General features: G+C 40.0%; 19 protein-coding genes. 13 read left to right on the forward strand and 6 right to left on the reverse strand.

The features are described 5' to 3' along the window. Positions 1-4: 4 nt before the first annotated feature. Both AC0VYO_RS04250 and AC0VYO_RS04255 read right to left on the reverse strand, forming a co-directional pair. Entirely contained in the window at positions 5-763 is a 759-nt protein-coding gene (locus AC0VYO_RS04250) for a FixH family protein (protein WP_475366649.1), read from the reverse strand. 242 nt (positions 764-1,005) lie between these two features. Next, on the reverse strand, positions 1,006-1,812 hold the full coding sequence (locus AC0VYO_RS04255) for a GNAT family N-acetyltransferase (protein WP_475368466.1): 807 nt from the start codon (positions 1,810-1,812) through the stop codon (positions 1,006-1,008). A 114-nt stretch (positions 1,813-1,926) separates the two neighbouring features. Here AC0VYO_RS04255 and AC0VYO_RS04260 point away from each other — a divergent pair, with 114 nt between their 5' ends. Then, on the forward strand, positions 1,927-2,607 hold the full coding sequence (locus AC0VYO_RS04260; protein WP_475368467.1) for an HAD family hydrolase: 681 nt from the start codon (positions 1,927-1,929) through the stop codon (positions 2,605-2,607). A 4-nt stretch (positions 2,608-2,611) separates the two neighbouring features. Here the strand turns inward: AC0VYO_RS04260 and AC0VYO_RS04265 are convergent, their stop codons facing one another. Beyond that, positions 2,612-3,139 (reverse strand): isochorismatase family protein, encoded by a 528-nt coding sequence (locus tag AC0VYO_RS04265; RefSeq protein ID WP_430243792.1) that lies wholly within the window; start codon positions 3,137-3,139, stop codon positions 2,612-2,614. 175 nt (positions 3,140-3,314) lie between these two features. On the opposite strand from AC0VYO_RS04265, the gene AC0VYO_RS04270 reads away from it, so the two are divergent. After that, positions 3,315-3,734 (forward strand): organic hydroperoxide resistance protein, encoded by a 420-nt coding sequence (locus AC0VYO_RS04270; protein WP_194220382.1) that lies wholly within the window; start codon positions 3,315-3,317, stop codon positions 3,732-3,734. Between the two features lie 81 nt (positions 3,735-3,815). On the opposite strand, the gene AC0VYO_RS04275 is transcribed toward AC0VYO_RS04270, so the two are convergent. Beyond that, positions 3,816-4,655, reverse strand: a complete 840-nt coding sequence (locus AC0VYO_RS04275) for a transporter substrate-binding domain-containing protein (protein ID WP_475366651.1) — start codon at positions 4,653-4,655, stop codon at positions 3,816-3,818. Positions 4,656-4,903: 248 nt separating this feature from the next. Between AC0VYO_RS04275 and AC0VYO_RS04280 the strand changes: the two genes are divergently transcribed. From AC0VYO_RS04280 to AC0VYO_RS04290, 3 genes are all read left to right on the forward strand, one after another. Continuing rightward, positions 4,904-5,137 carry a hypothetical protein gene (locus AC0VYO_RS04280; protein ID WP_475366652.1) on the forward strand — a complete coding sequence of 78 codons (234 nt, stop codon included), beginning with the start codon at positions 4,904-4,906 and terminating at the stop codon, positions 5,135-5,137. 197 nt (positions 5,138-5,334) lie between these two features. Then, positions 5,335-6,924, forward strand: coding sequence for a BCCT family transporter (locus tag AC0VYO_RS04285; protein ID WP_475368468.1), 1,590 nt, complete (start codon positions 5,335-5,337; stop codon positions 6,922-6,924). A gap of 138 nt (positions 6,925-7,062) precedes the next feature. Beyond that, positions 7,063-7,416 carry a hypothetical protein gene (locus tag AC0VYO_RS04290; RefSeq protein ID WP_303530348.1) on the forward strand — a complete coding sequence of 118 codons (354 nt, stop codon included), beginning with the start codon at positions 7,063-7,065 and terminating at the stop codon, positions 7,414-7,416. An 83-nt stretch (positions 7,417-7,499) separates the two neighbouring features. Here the strand turns inward: AC0VYO_RS04290 and AC0VYO_RS04295 are convergent, their stop codons facing one another. Both AC0VYO_RS04295 and AC0VYO_RS04300 read right to left on the reverse strand, forming a co-directional pair. After that, the gene (locus tag AC0VYO_RS04295; protein ID WP_430243784.1) at positions 7,500-8,309 is read right to left on the reverse strand and encodes a ZIP family metal transporter; all 810 of its coding nucleotides are present in this window, start codon (positions 8,307-8,309) and stop codon (positions 7,500-7,502) included. Positions 8,310-8,489: 180 nt separating this feature from the next. Next, positions 8,490-9,062, reverse strand: coding sequence for a thioredoxin family protein (locus tag AC0VYO_RS04300; RefSeq protein ID WP_475366653.1), 573 nt, complete (start codon positions 9,060-9,062; stop codon positions 8,490-8,492). Positions 9,063-9,213: 151 nt separating this feature from the next. Here AC0VYO_RS04300 and AC0VYO_RS04305 point away from each other — a divergent pair, with 151 nt between their 5' ends. The 8 genes from AC0VYO_RS04305 to rbsC all read left to right on the forward strand — a co-directional run bounded on the left by AC0VYO_RS04305 (position 9,214) and on the right by rbsC (position 17,046). Next, positions 9,214-9,771, forward strand: coding sequence for a tyrosine-type recombinase/integrase (locus AC0VYO_RS04305; protein WP_430243780.1), 558 nt, complete (start codon positions 9,214-9,216; stop codon positions 9,769-9,771). Positions 9,772-9,786: 15 nt separating this feature from the next. Beyond that, entirely contained in the window at positions 9,787-11,259 is a 1,473-nt protein-coding gene (locus tag AC0VYO_RS04310) for a potassium/proton antiporter (protein WP_303530342.1), read from the forward strand. A gap of 171 nt (positions 11,260-11,430) precedes the next feature. After that, a complete protein-coding gene (nei, locus tag AC0VYO_RS04315; protein WP_475368469.1) occupies positions 11,431-12,255 on the forward strand; it encodes an endonuclease VIII in 825 nt (274 codons plus the stop codon). A gap of 78 nt (positions 12,256-12,333) precedes the next feature. Beyond that, complete coding sequence (locus AC0VYO_RS04320) at positions 12,334-13,323, forward strand: LacI family DNA-binding transcriptional regulator (RefSeq protein WP_475368470.1); 990 nt, start codon at positions 12,334-12,336, stop codon at positions 13,321-13,323. Then, a complete protein-coding gene (rbsK, locus tag AC0VYO_RS04325) occupies positions 13,316-14,206 on the forward strand; it encodes a ribokinase (RefSeq protein WP_430243777.1) in 891 nt (296 codons plus the stop codon). Before AC0VYO_RS04320 ends, rbsK begins: the two co-directional genes overlap by 8 nt. Continuing rightward, positions 14,203-14,595 carry a D-ribose pyranase gene (rbsD, locus tag AC0VYO_RS04330; RefSeq protein WP_475366656.1) on the forward strand — a complete coding sequence of 131 codons (393 nt, stop codon included), beginning with the start codon at positions 14,203-14,205 and terminating at the stop codon, positions 14,593-14,595. Before rbsK ends, rbsD begins: the two co-directional genes overlap by 4 nt. 14 nt (positions 14,596-14,609) lie before the next feature. After that, on the forward strand, positions 14,610-16,100 hold the full coding sequence (locus tag AC0VYO_RS04335; protein ID WP_475368471.1) for a sugar ABC transporter ATP-binding protein: 1,491 nt from the start codon (positions 14,610-14,612) through the stop codon (positions 16,098-16,100). Then, positions 16,093-17,046 carry a ribose ABC transporter permease RbsC gene (gene rbsC, locus AC0VYO_RS04340; RefSeq protein ID WP_194220396.1) on the forward strand — a complete coding sequence of 318 codons (954 nt, stop codon included), beginning with the start codon at positions 16,093-16,095 and terminating at the stop codon, positions 17,044-17,046. The genes AC0VYO_RS04335 and rbsC overlap by 8 nt, the downstream gene beginning before the upstream one ends. Positions 17,047-17,055: the final 9 nt, after the last annotated feature.

Consider the following 17,055-nt stretch of genomic DNA (forward strand, 5'->3'; position numbering starts at 1 on the left):
TTTATTATTCTGTAATGGTGACACTTTCTTCGGTATGTTCATGAAGACCTTCATCGTTCTCTACATGGATGGTAACGGTGTAGTCACCAGCTTCTTTAAAAGAAGTCGTTCCTTCATATTCCCCATCCTTCATTTCTTCAGCGTCAACCCACTCAGCTTTTTCTTCATCTACTTTCGAAATTTCAAAGCGAACGTCAGCACCAGTTAAGGCTTCTTCGTCTTTTTGAAGGTGTGCCATGAACGAAACATCTTCATTCGCTTTTATCTCTTCGGGCTTCATAAGATGGATGGATACGTCGCTTTCGTGTTCGTGCGCGTGTTCATCAGTTTCAGAAGCAGCTTCTTCTTCAGAACCGACCATCATTTCATTTTTCGGCATCGTATGTAGGTCACGAGCTGTCACGTGAGATTGAACGAAGTATTTACCAGCATCGTCGAGTTCCTTTTCAGCAGTATAAACGCCTTCACCATCATGAGAAGCTTCGATCATTTCACTATCTTCTTTGGAGCCTTCTTTCCATACTTCAAACATAACTTCGTCAGCATCGTCTACCTTTTCATCACCCTGTGTAACCGTTGCAGAAAAAGTAATCTTTTCACCTTTTTCTACTTTTTCAGGAGTATCTAGTGCAACATCAAGTGTTTCGACCTGAGTTTCCTCTGCCGTCGAGGCGTTGTTAGACTCATTTGCATTATCCTGTCCGCACGCTGCTAGCACCATAGAAATGCTAAGGATAGATACCCACGATCCGATTTTTTTCATAACAATTTTTCCTTCCCTTCATTTCTTACGTCCATTTCTGAATAAACAGTATGGCCACTTCAGTAATCTTGTAAACCTTTATCCACACTTTAATAGTAAGAAAGTTATAACCTAATCTCAAGGCTAATTCATGAATAGTTGTGTCTAGCTGGCAACAAAAGAGATTGATAGAAGTTTTATACGAGTGAATTTAAAAGAGACAATAAAAAAACGATCCTTATTGAAAGGAAGGATCGGAGAGATTAAACAAGAGCTTCTTTTGTTTCAAAATGAATCATCATCCATTTCTCGATATCTTGAAAGCCTATTCGCTTGTAAATGTTTCCTGCCTCTGGATTATCATAGAAAAGACATAGGACTTTTCCTTCCTTAAGGACGTCATAACAAAGTTTACTTGTACATTTTGAAGCATAGCCTTTTCGTTTATAATTTGCCAATGTACAAACACCAACGATCATCGCTGATTGAGAATTTTCTGCTGCGGTAGAAGCTGCTGACACAAGCTTCCCATCTTCCTCAATAAAGTATGTTCTTGATACTCCTTTTTCCTGATTTCGTCGCTTTTCTTCTACGGTCTCAGATGAGTCAAACTCACCAATTTGTTCATGAAGAGAATGGATGTGACTTAGGTCAAGCGATGAGGCGACTTGTACATTGTTGATGTTATCGAGGGCAAGTTCGTTAGTACTCTCACATTTCGCATAGAACAATTCACGACTTGAGCGAAAAGGATGGGAAACAAAGGGTTGTATTTGACTTGTGACCCGTTTAAGTCCTGACATCATAAAGAAATCGCTGTCTTCTGAAATCACTTTTGCAAAACCTTTTGCGTCAAAATCCTCAGGTGCAAACGGAATATAGTTTTTTTCATATTTTAATAAAACAGCTCGCAATGTACCATCCTCTAAGAAATCACCCCAAAGCTTCTGGAAAGGTTGATCATACCCATAAGCTTCAATATCTCCTAAAATGAACAAGTTCTCTGCAGCGTGTGGTGTTAATAAGGAGAGGCATTGAAGATGATCATTTTCAGTTAATCTTCTAATCAATTGATAGTTTCACCTTTCTAATTCTAACAACCAATTTTACATAAAATAACACAAAAGTAAATAGATTATGAAAATTTATGCTAATCTAAAAATATAGTGGGATTTAGAAAGGAAATGAGGCAATTGATAAAAGGGATTCTTTTTGATTTTGATGAGACGCTTTTGAATAGGAAAGACTCAGTGAATAGCTTTATTCATGACCAATATAAACGCTACCTCACATCTTTAGCAGACATAGAGGAAGAACAGTTTTGCTCACGTTTCATTACTTTAGATAACAATGGGTATACGTGGAAAGATCGCGTTTACGAACAGCTAGTAGATGAATATGAACTAACAATAACTTCAGAAGCGCTTCTAGAGGATTATATTTGTTCCTTTCACCTTCATTGTAAACCTTTCAATGGTTTGATCGATATGCTAGATCGCTTAAAAAGCAGTGGGTACTTACTTGGTTTAATCACCAATGGAAAAACAGCATTCCAGTATAGAAATATTAGTGCTCTGGGAATTGAAAACTATTTTGACGTTATTCTTATTTCTGAACAAGAGGGCGTGAAAAAACCAGAGAAAGTGATTTTCCAGCGTAGCCTTGAGCGGCTTGATTTAAAAGCTTCTCAAACCGTTTTTATAGGGGATCATAAGATAAATGATATAAAGGGTGCTAGTGACGCTGGAATGAAAACAATATGGAAGAAAGGGTTCAATACATCCGAAGAGTTAGGAGACGCCTCGATCCAATCGTTATTAGAAATTCCACAAGTGTTGAATGAGTGGAAGCGATTAGGCATGTAGAAATTTAGCGTAATCTATCAACAAATTGATCTGTTGAGATCGGATCTGCAAACCATTGAAGTGTCTGGTTATGATGCTGGATGATTTTTTTAGCGTTTAGTAGAGACGTATCCCAAGTACTGTGAGCATCTTCAATTAAACTGATAGAAAATCCTTTACTATAGGCGCTCCTACATGTTGAATCTACACATACTTCTGTTTGAATACCAGTTATAAGAAGATGATTGATGTTTTTAGAATGGAGTTTTTCTTCCAGGCGAGTGAGATGAAAGGCATCTGGTGTTGTTTTGTAAATCACTTCATCTTCCTTTTCGATGGTGAAAAAGGGATGAAGCTCCCAATCAATCGTGTTCCGCTTTAGGTGATTTCCATTTGTTTCATGCTGGATATAGTAAACTGGTATGCGTTCTGATTTAGCGGAGGCTGTGATTTTTTTTAAGTTGTAAAGTAGCCTGGCATCTTGGTAGACGGAAGACCCGCGATGAAACATTCCATTTTGGACATCAATGAGAAGCAGAGCAGTAGTGTTCAATCATATTCCCCCTTAAATAAACGAACAAATGTTCTTGTTCAATCATACCCCGTATTTGAACGAAAATCAACCGATATATGGAATGAAAGCATGCATTTGTAAAAGTAAGACGTTTAAAAGAGAGGAGAAACGGGGACATTTTAATTGTATGCAAATTAGAAGGAGCTGATATTCAATGAGTAATGTAATGTTTACTTCACAAGCAACTGCAGAAGGCGGACGTAATGGACAAGTTAAATCTTCGGACGGTTTAATTGACTTAAATCTTGTTATGCCAACAGAAAAATCAAGCGAAACTGGCTCAAACCCTGAGCAACTGTTTGCTGCTGCTTATGCGGCTTGTTATGATGGTGCATTAAATCTTGTGGCATCTAAGAAGAAGATGGATATTGATTCGAAAATCACAGCAGATGTTAGCTTATTGAAAGATGAAGCTGACAATGGCTTTAAAATCGGCGCAGCTTTAAATGTAGAAATTAAAGGTGTAAGCCAAGAAGATGCAGAAATGCTCGCAAAAGAAGCTCACAAAGTATGCCCTTACTCCAAGGCAACGCGAGGCAACATTGATGTAGAAATTAATGCAAAAGCTGTGTAACAAATGAAAGCCGTTCTCCAACAAAGGAGAACGGCTTTTTTTCTTGTCTAAAATCTGCTTTTTAACTATAAGAGACGTAAGTTATTTCTGGAATTCAATATCTTCTGGGAGTTCTGTTACATCAGCCCCGTTAAAGAACGTCTTTGATAGATCACGAATCGTTCCATCTTCAAGCATTTCTTCAATTACTTCATTCACTTCAGTAATAAGCTTTTCGTTTTCCTTATTCATCAAAAGACCGCCTTCACTTGGCATATATTGAATAGCAGGGTGAATGGTAAGGTCAAGTTCAGGAAATGCCGCTAGAGCCAATCGCTGCAAGTAAACATCATTTAAAATGACATCGGTTCTTCCGTTGTCAACGTCGCGAAGGTATTGCTCATTTGTCGCATTATCATAGATTACTTCTTCAGCGCCTTTTTCCTTTGCGAGTTTCATGAAGTTCGTTGTAGCTGCACCGGCTGCTTTCTTTCCTTCTAAATCGTCGATTGAGTCTATACCAGATAGATCCTCCGCACGAACGATAGCCGTGCCGTAAGAATGTTTGTATGGCGTAGAAAGTGCAAATTTTTCTTTGCGCTCTTCTGTAATGCCGATATCGTTAGCCGCCATATCGACTTTTCCTGTTTGAACAGCTGTCAGCATTCCGTCAAAACCCATTTCAACAAATTCCACTTCTAAATCCAAACGGTTGGCCAGTTCTTTCACAATTTCTACATCAAAGCCGGTTAAATCGTTTGTTTCTTGCTCATGATAAGAAGTTGGATAAAGTGTACCAGAAGTCGCTATTTTAATTGACTCAGCATCCTGGATCTCTTCCCAAGCAGTGTCTCTTTCTTCTTCAGAGCTATTATTGCTGCACGCTGCTAGAATTGATACAACTATCAAAACGAGCAACAGTAAAAAACGATTCGATCTCATGATCATGTCCCCCTTTTTTAAATCAGAACATTACCATAGCAAAGCAGCTTCGGCTTAAGCAAGAGATTTGTCCTAAATATTTCTAATTATAAGACTGGTGAGAGGGACTACCGTATAGGTTTGGATGAGAAGAATGATTCGGGCGAGACGTAATACCCAGTTTAGTTTATAGAAGATGGGGTAACTGTACCGTAATTAATTTTTTATGGAAGTTATTTCATTAATTCACTAACGGAAGGGGATTAGCTGTGAAACATTCTGTGGGGACTTTTACGCATCGGTATTCCGTTGTGCATCATCAAACACAGGTCGCGATTCAACATTCGAGACGATTATCTAAGAAGAAGATAGATATTCGGAAGCTTTCTCAAATGACCGGCTTTTCTGAAGAACAAATTCTTGAATCGATGGAGTTCAGTGATCCAAGTGTAAAAGTTTCTCGTCCGACTCTTCCTAAGCAAACCCTTTATTTGGATGTATAATAGAAGGTCACATAAGTGATGTTTGATTGAAATCGACTGCTAAAGTCGATTTTTTGTTTGTCTGAAATTTGGAGAAAAAAGGGTAAATCTGGTTAGTTTGAATTTTATAAGGGTAAATGATAATGTAGTCAGACTAGTGAAAAAATGATTGGGATATGTTGAATTTGATTTTGCTACCAATCTGAAAGGAGAGATCTATGAAAGAAAAGGAAAGTCAAAGAAAGAACCCGGTCTTTTGGGTATCGGGTATAGTCGTATTGTTACTTGTGATTTGGGGAGCTGTGGTACCTAAGTCATTTGCATCCGTAGCTAGCTCAGTTTACTCGTTTACAACGAATGCATTTGGCTGGTTTTACTTAATAGCGGTTATTTTCTTCGTGGTTTTTTGTTTCTATTTAGCTATTAGTAAATACGGTAAAATTCGCTTAGGTCCAGATGATGAGAAACCTCAATATCCATTCTTCACCTGGATTGGCATGCTGTTTAGTGCTGGTTTTGGGGTAGGTCTTGTTTTCTGGGGTGTCGCAGAGCCAATGACGCATTTCGCTAACCCACCAGAAGGTTTTGGTGTTGAAGGAGAGACAGAGCAGGCAGCAAAGCTTGCCATGCGCTATTCTTTTTTTCATTGGGGAATTCACCAGTGGTCGGTCTTTACGGTTGTAGGGCTTGTGATGGCTTATTTCCAATATAGAAAAGGTCGTAAAAGCTTAATCAGTGAAACGATTTCAAGTAAGTCTAAATCAGGAAGTAATGCATCGTGGAAGAAGATCATTAACATTCTTGCGGTCATTGCAACCGTGATGGGTGTAGCCACATCACTTGGATTTGGTATTTTGCAAATCAATGGTGGGCTGGATTATATGTACGGACTTCCGCAAAATGCAGTCGTTCAAATTAGCATTACTGCCATTCTTTTCGTCTTGTATATGGCATCTTCAACTACAGGATTAAACAAAGGCATCAAGTACTTAAGTAATTTAAATTTGGCTTTAGCTCTTATCTTAATGCTATTCGTTCTTTTTCTTGGACCAACTGTTTTTATACTTGAGAGCTTTACATTAGCATTAGGTGGGTATATTCAGAAGTTCATTGAAATGAGTTTCTTTATGACCCCTTATCAAGGTGGAACATGGGTGAAAGAATGGACCGTGTTTTATTGGGCATGGGTCATTGCGTGGTCGCCATTTATTGGAGCTTTCGTTGCTCGTGTCTCTAAAGGACGTTCCATTCGCGAAATGATTTTTGGGGTGCTGATTGTCCCACCGTTTATTGCTATGGTGTGGATAGCTGTATTCGGAGGAGCGGCTTTCCATCTCGATCTATTTCAAGGAACAGCGATTGCCGATGCTGTTAATGAGGATGTGACAAGTGCATTATTCGTGACGCTTGAACAATTTCCGTTAACTCAGGTGTTATCGACGCTATCTATCTTTTTGATTTGCGTCTTTCTTGTTACTTCTGCGGATTCGGCTACTTTTGTTCTCGGTATGATGACCTCTGACGGTGATTTGAATCCTTCTTTATTTTCAAAGCTTGTTTGGGGAACGCTTATTGCTGCTATTTCAGCAGTATTGATTATTAGTAGTGGTCTTCAGGGACTTCAAACAGCTTCGCTTGTTGCTGCGTTACCGTTTACAGTAATCTTGATTATCATGTGCGTTAATCTGTTTAAATCATTACGTAATGAAGCGAAAGAAGCAGAAGGAAAAAGAGAAAAAACGTTACTAAAAAAATTAGCCGAAGCTTCTAAAGAGAAGAAAGAAAATCGTCAAAAACAATCTTCTTAAACTCTGATTTCCTCAGAAATTAAAAAGTAACTATATCCCTATTGCCTATGTTTCTTGTAGACTAAAGGTGTATGTGCTTAGTTTCGAGGTAGACTTAGGCTCCTATGTCACGAACTTGTGAACGAAAGAGGATTGAGAATGTCGGATATTTTATGGATTTTGTATCTTGGAGTACTTGGAGCACCAGCGATAGGATTTTTGTTAAAAGGAAAGTATAAGACCGCTTCAATGAAGATAGACTTTCTCGTGTCAGCAACAACTTGGACAGGGTTATTTGGATATGTTACTGAAATCAGCATAGGCCCAGCGCTATTATGGAAATTTGTTTTTTTCCTTGGTTTACTTTGGGATCTTCTATTTGTCCTCTACTTTGATCAAAGTGATGAAGCGATTGAGGGAATGAGTGAGAAAACAGTAAAGATGACAACCGTTATCTTTTCGATCATAATGCTTATTCCACTCTATTATGGACTATTTCGCTATGCATTTTAAAATGCTGTGCTAAAACCAGAAACAGTTACTAAAGGTATTAGAAAAGGCGCATCATCCTATTACGGATGATGCGCCTTTCTTTCTTAACCTAGTGCTACGTCAAGGACCATCATGACTGAAAAACCGATCATTAATGAGATGGATGCGATCTGCACATTCCCCTTTTCTTGTGAGCCAGGGATGATTTCTTTAGCTACTACGAAAATCATTGCTCCAGCAGCAAAGCTTAGTGCATACGGTAGTAAAGGTTGAATGTAGATAACCGCTAAGGCACCCACTACGGCAGAAATTGGCTCAACAATTCCTGATAGCTGCCCGTAGAAAAAGCTTTTGGCTCTGGACATACCGTCACCTCGAAGTGGAACAGCAACGGCGGTTCCTTCAGGGATATTTTGTATCCCGATACCGATTGCAAGCGCAATGGCACCAGCAAGTGTGGAGGTTGAAAATTCTGCAGCAACAGCTCCGAATGCTACACCAATAGCTAGACCTTCTGGAATATTGTGCATTGTAATGGAGAAAACAAGCATCGCTGTGCGGTGTTTTGCTTTTTTATCTTTAATTTCTTTAAAGTACAAATCCTCATTAATGTGAGGCAAGATGCGATCTACGAGAAGAAGGAAAAACCCTCCTAATAGAAAACCAACAACTGCAGGAATATAGCCTGGTACTCCTTGTTGTTCAGCCATTTCAATTCCGGGACTGAGCAGGGACCAAAAACTTGCAGCGATCATAACTCCGCCTGCGAATGCGAGCATACCATCAAAGACTTTCTGATTGACGGTTCTAGTAAAGAATACAAAAGATGCCCCAAGTGCTGTGGCGCCCCATGTAAACAACGTAAATAAGAATGCCTGTGTTACAGGGCTTAATCCAACAATCCAATCACCCATGAGTAAACTCTCCTTCTAAGAATCTATCTATTATTTCCTATCGTCATATTTTTTGCCTTCAGGAAAAATCTATACCCTCAAGTCTAATGCGACTGGTGTCGACTGTCAACATTAGTGAATTGCATAGAGCATTTTATAATGGCATGAAAAAAGCCCGGCATTTGCCAGGCTTTGGATTTATTATTTTGTGACTGTTACCGATTGACTCAGCATTGCGAGCATATCATCCTTTATATGCGTCCACATGTCATGATCAGTCGTAAAACGTTCAGTCGTTTCGCTTATAAAAGAAAGAAAGGCCTTTTTAAAGTTCGGATCTCCTTTTGGAGGAAGGGCCTGTTTGGCTTGGTCCACATAAGCTTGAACTTCAGGAGCACGTGGTCCCCATCTTCCAACTTCATTACCCTCTGAATCAATTAAAACGATGATTGGAATCGATCTCGCTGTTCCATTCGTTAAATAGAGATCCATCAATTCAAGATAGTTATCGCGGATAAAATATTTGCATTCTATTAAGGCCTCATTAGCCATTCTCATGAAAATAGGAAGGTTTACCATCGCATCACCGCACCAGTCAGCCGTTATCACAAGGGCACGTAGTTTCTCAGATTGAAGAGAATGAAGAAATTCAAGATTGGATTTTTCGAGCTCGAAATGATTGTAGATGGTTAATAAATCACCTTTATGCTCGTCCATACTATGAATGTATTGTTGCATCGTCATACCCTGGTCAAACCAATTTGTTAGATTCATTGAGAGCCCTCCTTTATTCCTACACAGTTATTATACTACGAAAGAGACACGAATTCCTTTTTACAGAGGAGCATTCTTTCAAAGAAGCATATCAATAGTGACATAACCTATGCTGTGATACAATTGAGTCACATTAAAGGATGTGATAAGAGTGAATGCCGTCGAAGCTATTCAAAATACAAAACAGATCTATCATTTAAAAGAAGCGTTAATAAATCGATCAAAACGAGATTATTTGCTTTTTATTCTCAGTATTAATACCGGTATTCGTTTAACACCTCTTTTACATCTCACTCTTCATGATGTTATGAACAATGAGTCTTTCAAAGATTATCTTGAATCCTCTATCACAGAAACTACAGATATTTACCTCAATACAGAAGTAAAGCGCGCGCTTACACGCTACATGGATAATCGACCTCAAAAGACAAACTATTATCTTTTTCATACGAAAAAAGACCCGACACACCCCATTACAAGACAGCAGGTTCATCGAATCTTATCCCAAGCTGGGAAAGAGGCGGGATTAGATCAACCGATTAGTTTCCATAGTTTAAGGAAAACATTTGGTTATCATGCCTTTCAACAGGGAGTTGCTGTGTCATTAATTCAGAAGATATATGGTCATGCAACTAGAAGTGAAACATTAAAATATATTGGTATAAATTCTGCTCAGATTCCGAAACTGAAAATTGATGTTCATTTATAGAAGGGAGGGAAATCGATGGAGACGAATATAGTCATTTTATTTAGCGCCATCTTTTTAATTGGCGGAGTTTTCATGGCGAAGTTTTCTTCTCGCTTAGGCGTACCGGCACTCGTATTATTTATTATCGTTGGAATGATATTTGGTAGCGACGGACTGGGGTATATTTATTTTGATAACGCGTCACTCACGCAGTCACTTGGGATATTAGCACTCGTACTCATTCTATTTGATGGTGGTTTGCAAACCGAATGGCGTCGTACAAAGGCTGTTCTTCCTATTTCATTATCATTGGCAACAGTAGGGGTCCTTGTGACTTCAGGCTTATTTGGTGTAGCTGCCAAAATGATTTTGGATGTTAATTGGAATGAAGCGCTGCTTCTAGGTGCGATTGTAGGCTCAACAGATGCTGCCGCTGTTTTTGCCGTATTGAAGGGAAAAAACATTAAGCGGAAACTACAATCTACGCTCGAAGCTGAATCGGGTTCGAATGATCCGATGGCGATGTTTCTAACACTTGCTTTATTACAACTTGCCATCGGAGAGAAAACATTTGGTGCATCTGTGATTCTTTCATTCTTCTGGCAAATGGGAGCTGGACTCTTATTAGGCGTACTATTCGGGTATTTAGCATCCTGGGCAATGAAGAAAGTTGAGTTGGGATCGAACGGTTTATATCCTGTTCTTTCGATTGCCATTGCCTTAATTACATACAGCGCGACAGATTTGATTAACGCAAGCGGTCTGCTTGCCGTTTACGCTGCTGCCCTTGTCCTTGGTAATACGAAAAGTCTTCCGTATGGACAAGCGATTTTCCGGTTTCATGATGGAATTGCATGGATGATGCAAATATTGATGTTTATTATGCTAGGTCTCCTAGTAAATCCTTCTGAATTATTCTCAACTTGGATTGTATTAAAAGGATTAGCCCTTTCTCTCATCTTGATTTTTATTGCTCGTCCGATTGCAGTGTTTCTTTCGAGTCTTCCGTTTAAATTTACAATAAAAGAAAAAAGCTTCCTTGCTTGGGCAGGATTAAGAGGGGCTGTACCGATTGTGTTAGCAACCTTCCCACTACTTGAAGGGTTAGAAAATAGCCAGCTTTTCTTTAATCTCATATTCTTTATTGTCCTTACATCAGCTCTTGTTCAAGGGGCAACCATTCCATTTGTGGGAAAAAAGTTAGGTTTAACAGGTCCTGAGGTACATGTGCCTTCTCATTCTCTAGAGCTGGTTTCATCGACGACGGTAAATGCAGAAATGATTCCCTATACGATTACTTCTTCTTCTAAATTGATTGGAGAAGAACTATCCGATATATCCTTCCCGGATAAAGTGCTCGTTAGTGCGATTATTCGAAGAGATGAGCTGATTGCGCCATCTGGAGATACCAAAATCAAAGTCAACGATGTGCTTTATATTCTCGTGGAGAATCAAAAGAAATCAGAGTTAGAAAAAGTATTAGGGATCCGCAAGACCATTGGTGGATAAGAAAAAAAACTAGTAGGTATCACTGAAGGGGTTCTCCATTGGAGAGCCCCTTCAGCCGTTTAGTTTATAGAAGGAAGGGGAAAATTTTATCATTGAAGGATTTTGTTCCTAAACCATCCCTCTTCAAATCAAATGAAAAAATCTACGAATCCAGAAAGAAGGTCATAGATTATGCCTGAAGGTCCAGAAATTAGAAGAGCTGCTGATCAGGTGGAAAAAGCATTACTGAAAGGACGCGTGATGGATGTTTTCTTTGCATTCGAACAGCTAAAGGGCTATGAATCCTTATTAAGTGGAGCGGAGGTGAAGAGGGTAGATACGAAAGGAAAGGCAATGCTCATTCGTTTCGATAACGGCTATACAATATATTCCCATAACCAGCTATATGGAAAATGGGTGATTCGTAATGCCTACAACTATCCAAAAACAAATCGGCAGCTTCGCTTAGCGCTACATAATGAGAAGAAGTCAGCTTTGCTTTATAGTGCATCAGATATTGAAGTTCTACGCGATGAAGAAGTGCCTCTTCATCCATTTATAGCAAAAGTTGGACCGGATTTGCTTAGTGAGGAAGTAAGCGCTGAACAATTGAAGGAACGATTTGAATCACAGGAGTTTCGTAGAAAAAAGTGGACATCATTACTATTAGATCAATCGTTTATAGGTGGAATTGGTAACTATTTAAGAAGTGAAATTCTCTTTCTGGCAGGAATTCATCCTGATTTACGTCCAATGGACTGCACAGATCAGCAATTAGACAAAGCTGCTGAGGCAACGATCACTCTTGTTGAACGGCCATATAAGCATAACGGGATTACAAACGATATTGATCTTGCTATGAAGTTAAAAGAAAAAGGGCAGGCGCGTTCGACATACAGGCACTGGGTCTTTAATCGTGAAGGAAAGCCGTGCCGAATTGATGGAACAGAGATTCAAAAAATCAAAGCGGGATCAAGAAGATTATACTTCTGTCCTACATGTCAGTCGAAAATATAAGAAAAAAACTTGCAAGCGGATTCATGCTTGTGGTAAATTATCTGTAACCGGTTACACAATGTTGAAGGAGTGAAGCAAATGGCTACAATTCGAGATGTAGCAGAGCAAGCAGGCGTATCTGTTGCTACCGTCTCTCGTGTATTAAACGATAATGGTTACGTTGGTGCAGAAACGAGAAAACGCGTGATGGATGCGATCAAAAGCTTGAACTACAGTCCAAATGAAGTAGCGCGCTCACTCTATAAACGAGAATCACGGCTTATCGGACTGCTTCTCCCAGATATTACGAACCCTTTTTTCCCTCAGTTAGCGAGGGGGATAGAGGATGAAGTCAATCGAGCAGGATTCAGGTTATTACTTGGAAATAGCGATGAAGAAGCAACGAAAGAGTTGGATTACATTCAAACCTTTTTACAAAATCAAGTTGTTGGTATGATTTCAGCAACAAACAATACAGACAATGAGAATTATACAAATCTTGATCTACCTGTCGTCTTTCTAGATCGTGTGTCAACACAACATCCATCTGTTTATGCAGATGGAATCGAAGGGGGGCGGCTTGCAGCGAGAGCACTAGTTGAGAGAGGCTCCAAAAGAATTACTCTCATTAAAGGGCCTGCACATGTAAAGCCTGCCATGGATCGCTTTCAAGGAGCACTTGCAGAATTAAGTGAAGCAGAAGTTGATTTCTCTGTTCTCTCGACAACGTCTTATGCATTTGATGATGCGGGCAAATGGGCTGAAGAGCTTATTGCAAAGCATCCAGATACGGACGGAGTGATTGCAAGTAATGATATTGTTGCCATTGCGATTTTGCATGAAGCCCTTCGTCTTGGAAGAAGCATACCTGACGACTTACAATTAATTGGTTACGATGATATCCCATTCAGTAGCCTGTCCTACCCGTCTTTATCAACGATCAGGCAGCCTGCATACGAAATGGGAAAAGAAGCAGCAAAGTTACTTTTGCGAATGATCCGCAAAGAAAAAGAAATTGATCAAACGATTCAATTACCAGTGACATTAATAGAACGAAATACGACAAGAAAGGTTGATCCAAATGCGTAAAGCTAAAATAGCGGTCATCGGAAGCTCTTCAATGGATCTAGTAGTTACTTCTAAGAAACGTCCAGGAGCAGGAGAAACGGTATTAGGAGAATCATTCAAAACTGTTCCAGGGGGTAAAGGGGCTAATCAGGCCGTTGCTGCAGCGCGTCTTGGTGCAGAAGTTTATATGATTGGCTGTGTAGGAGATGACCATTACGGTGAGGCAATCTTAAATAACTTTAAGAAGAATGGTGTTAAAACCGACTATGTGGAACCGGTTACAGGTGTGGAGAGTGGAACAGCTCATATTATTCTTGCAGAAGGTGATAACAGTATTGTTGTTGTCAAAGGAGCGAATGATCATATTACCCCTTCATATATCACTAAAGCAGCTAAGCTCATTGATAGCTGTGATCTAGTGATGATTCAGCAAGAAATACCTGAAGAAACGGTGGAATATGTAGCAGAGCTATGTGAGGAAAAGCAGGTTCCGTTGCTACTTAATCCAGCACCTGCAAGGGAAATCTCACAAAAGGTGATTGACGGTGCAACCTATATCACACCAAACGAACATGAAGCGGACGTTCTTTTTAATGGTCAGCCTCTTAGTGAATCGTTACGTACTTATCCTGAAAAAGTGTTCATTACGGAAGGGGCAGCTGGCGTACGCTACTTCAATGGGAAAGAAGAGGTGCTAGTTCCTTCCTTTAAAGTGAAAGCTGTTGATACGACAGGGGCAGGAGATACGTTCAACGCAGCGTTTGGTACAGCGATCGCCGAAGGCAAGGACCTGATAGAAAGCATTACGTTTGGCAATCGTGCCGCTTCTCTTTCAGTTACTAGTTTTGGAGCACAGGGCGGCATGCCTACCCGTGAAGAAGTTGAAAGGAAGCTATCAGAATGAAACGAAGAGGAATGTTAAATAGTCATATTTCTAAAGTACTTGCAGATCTTGGGCATACAGATCAGATTGTCATTGCAGATGCTGGTCTCCCGGTTCCTGACGATGTGAAGAAAATCGACCTTGCCTTAAAACCAGGGCAGCCTGCTTTTACTGACGTTGTGAACGAACTTCTAAATGAAATGGTTGTTGAACGCGTCACGCTTGCTAAAGAAATAGAAGGCAATCAGAAGGTATATGATTGGCTAAAAGGTAAGCTTCAAGATACAGAACAAGATTATGTGGATCATGAAGTATTTAAGGAGAAAACGAAGCAAGCAAAAGTTGTCATCCGTACAGGCGAGACAACGCCATATGCCAACTGTATTCTTCATTCAGGGGTAATCTTTTAAACGAGGTGAGCAGCATGCAAATTAGCATGAAGGAAATTCATAAAGCATTTGGCGCAAATAAAGTACTTGAAGGAGTGAACATTGACATCCAGGATGCCGAAGTTCATGCGCTTATGGGAGAGAATGGAGCAGGGAAATCGACGCTCATGAACATTCTCACAGGTCTTCATAAGAAAGACAGCGGAACAATCGTGATATATGGACAAGAACGCGTTTTTGATAACCCAAAAGAAGCAGAAGAAAACGGTGTCGCTTTTATTCATCAAGAGCTGAACATCTGGCCAGAGTTAACGGTGTTGGAGAACTTATTCATCAATAAGGAACCGGTTACATCTTTGGGACTCATTCATACGAAAAAAATGAAAGCGATTGCGAATGAGCAATTTAAGAAGTTAGCTATCTCGATTCCTCTTCAGCAGGAAGCTGGGAAATGCTCGGTTGGGCAACAGCAAATGATTGAAATTGCCAAAGCGTTAATGACAGATGCGAAAGTAATTATCATGGATGAGCCGACTGCAGCGTTAACAGAACGCGAAATACAAACGTTGTTCCAGGTGATTCGCTCTCTAAAGAAAAGCGGTGTTTCCATCGTCTACATTTCTCACAGAATGGAAGAGATTTTCACCATTTGTGACAGCATTACGGTTATGCGAGATGGAAAAACAGTCGATACAAAGCCTATTCCAGAAACGAGCTTTGACGAAGTTGTTCGCAAAATGGTGGGGCGAGAATTAACGGATCGTTTCCCTGAACGGTCACCTAAGCTTGGAGAAACGATGTTGGAAGTAAAGGGTTTATCCAGAAAAGGTGTGTTTGAGAATGTTAGTTTCTCAGTAAGATCAGGGGAAATTGTTGGTGTATCCGGACTAATGGGTGCAGGAAGAACGGAAATCATGCGTACCATTTTTGGACTCGATGGGAAATATACTGGTGACATTCTACTGAATGGCAAACAAGTTGTTATTAAAAGTCCTCACCAGGCTGTTCAGTTGGGACTTGGTTTTATTACGGAAGATCGGAAAGAAGAAGGTCTTGTGCTCGATTTCTCGCTAAAAGATAACATTGCTTTACCAAGTCTCTATAGCTTTGCACCAAAAGGGATAATCAATGAGAAGAGTGAAGAAGATTTCGTGGAGCTGTTGATTAAACGACTAACGATTAAGACGGAGTCAGCTAAAACAAGTGCCAAAAACCTTTCTGGAGGTAACCAGCAAAAAGTAGTTATTGCGAAATGGATTGGTATCGGTCCAAAAGTCCTCATTCTTGATGAACCAACACGAGGTGTTGACGTGGGCGCCAAACGCGAAATCTATCAGTTAATGAATGAGTTAACCGATCGAGGAGTGGCGATCATTATGGTTTCCTCAGAGTTACCTGAAGTGCTCGGAATGAGCGATCGCATTCTTGTTTTCCGTGAAGGTCATATGACTGGTGAAGTATTAAAAGAAGAAGCAACGCAAGAGAAAATAATGACGCTGGCAACAGGAGGTCAAGAAGATGAATAATGCGCTAAAAACAAACCATGTTGGGAATATCATGCAGAAGCTTGGACCGCTATTAGGCTTACTCGTTTTAGTTGTAACCGTTTCCATCATGAATCCGAGTTTTTTAGAACCACTAAACCTATTGAATTTACTTAGACAAGTAGCGATCAATGCTTTAATTGCGTATGGCATGACATTTGTTATTTTAACAGGTGGGATTGATTTATCTGTTGGTTCGATTCTAGCGCTATCAAGTGCGCTTATGGCTGGGATGATGGTATCCGGAATTGATCCGATTCTAGCTATTCTCATTGGTTCATTGCTTGGTGCTTTAATGGGCATGGTTAACGGACTATTAATTACAAAGGGAAAGATGGCACCATTTATTGCAACGCTCGCAACGATGACGATGTTCAGAGGGTTAACGCTAGTGTACACGGATGGAAATCCAATTACAGGTCTCGGCGATAGCTATGCTTTCCAACTTTTTGGAAGAGGTTATTTCCTCGGTATTCCAGTTCCAGCGATCACGATGCTGCTTTCTTTCGCAGTGCTTTGGATTATTCTTCATAAAACTCCATTCGGACGAAAAACTTATGCCATTGGTGGTAATGAGAAAGCTGCCCTTATTTCAGGCATTAAAGTCGATAAAATTAAAGTGATGATCTATTCACTTGCAGGTCTACTGTCAGCTCTTGCGGGGGCAATTCTAACGTCTAGATTGAATTCAGCACAACCGACGGCAGGTACATCTTATGAGCTTGATGCCATTGCTGCTGTAGTACTAGGCGGAACAAGCCTCTCCGGAGGACGAGGATTAATTGTTGGTACGTTAATCGGTGCCTTAATTATCGGTACGTTAAACAATGGTTTAAATCTACTCGGAGTATCTTCATTCTTCCAGATGGTTGTTAAGGGTATTGTTATTATCATTGCTGTACTAATTGATCGTAAAAAAGCAGCTTAGGAGGATTAC

Source organism: Anaerobacillus sp. 63XJN7_4_ISO-PGPR-S23-413 (genome assembly GCF_056173725.1).